Annotated in this window: 1 protein-coding gene; it reads right to left on the bottom strand. The window is 43.5% G+C overall.

The features are described from left to right. The coding region (locus AAOP42_RS00275) for an FG-GAP repeat domain-containing protein (protein ID WP_349526452.1) at positions 1-1,121 on the bottom strand (1,121 nt) is incomplete at both ends.

Genomic DNA, 1,121 nt, shown 5'->3' on the forward strand with positions numbered 1-1,121 from the left:
AAATCTCCATCTCCGTCCACATCCCCTACAAGTGCATCATGACCACCCAACTTGCCATCGTAGATGACCTTTTCTATAAATTTAACTTCTGAGCCAAAACTTACATTTTCCCAAATATACCAGCGGGGAAAGGCTCCTTCCGGAGGAAGCGTATCATCTTCCTGATCGCAGGTGAAAATATCCTGGTCTCCATCATTATCGAAATCACCCACATACAAAGAATGAAATGACCCCCTGATCCCGGGTGCTGTCATGGGTAGAAAATGTGCTGTAAAATCCGGTGGATTGTTCCCGTGATTTTCCAGCCAGGCAGCTCTGGATGCTTGCTGGTCAGAGTCTGTCATAACTATATCATTGTCTCCGTCTTTATCCAGGTCAACAATCCAACTACGAGATGACAATCCGAAAGGGCCTCTCTTACCAAATGGTAGTTGGTGCTTTTCCCAGCTTGTTCCATTATTTTTATTCTCCAGCCACCTGTCCGGCAGTACCAGGTCATTGTCTCCATCACCATCCAAATCATCCACTCCTTTTGGAAAAAAACCTGAATGGATGTGATCATTAGCTGGTAAAGCATCAAGGGTTATAATTGATTTTTTCCACGCCATATCTTGCCTGGCTTCTTCTGGCACTTCGTACCAAACGACACCTTCACCCTCTCCCATCAACACCAAATTTTGCTCCCCACTTCCATCCATATCAGCCATGACTATATCATGGATGTTAGTATCTAAAGTTTCATCAAACTGATACCTTTCAAAAACTTTTTCTTTCGGGTTTTGTGGGTTTCTATACCAAAATCCACCAATGATAATATCTTCCCAACCATCTTTGTCCACATCGAAATTAGTTGCCCCTAAATGCCTTAGTGGCATAACGCCTACTTCATGCATTATCCATTTAACGTTTTTCTGGTTTTCAAACCAATACAACCCTTCCCGTCCGGTAAAGGCATAATCCAAATCCCCATCCCTGTCAAAATCTGCCATTGCCGGACAGCCATACCCCCAATCTGCTTCTCCCGGAAGATCCTGGGTTACATAGTGATGCTCAAACATATTTACACCAATGCGGCTTTGTCCAACTTCTCCAGATTGTTTTTGTTTGGAACAGGATAAACA

Source organism: Reichenbachiella sp. MALMAid0571 (assembly GCF_040151475.1).
Taxonomy (GTDB): Bacteria; Bacteroidota; Bacteroidia; order Cytophagales; family Cyclobacteriaceae; genus CAXBNB01.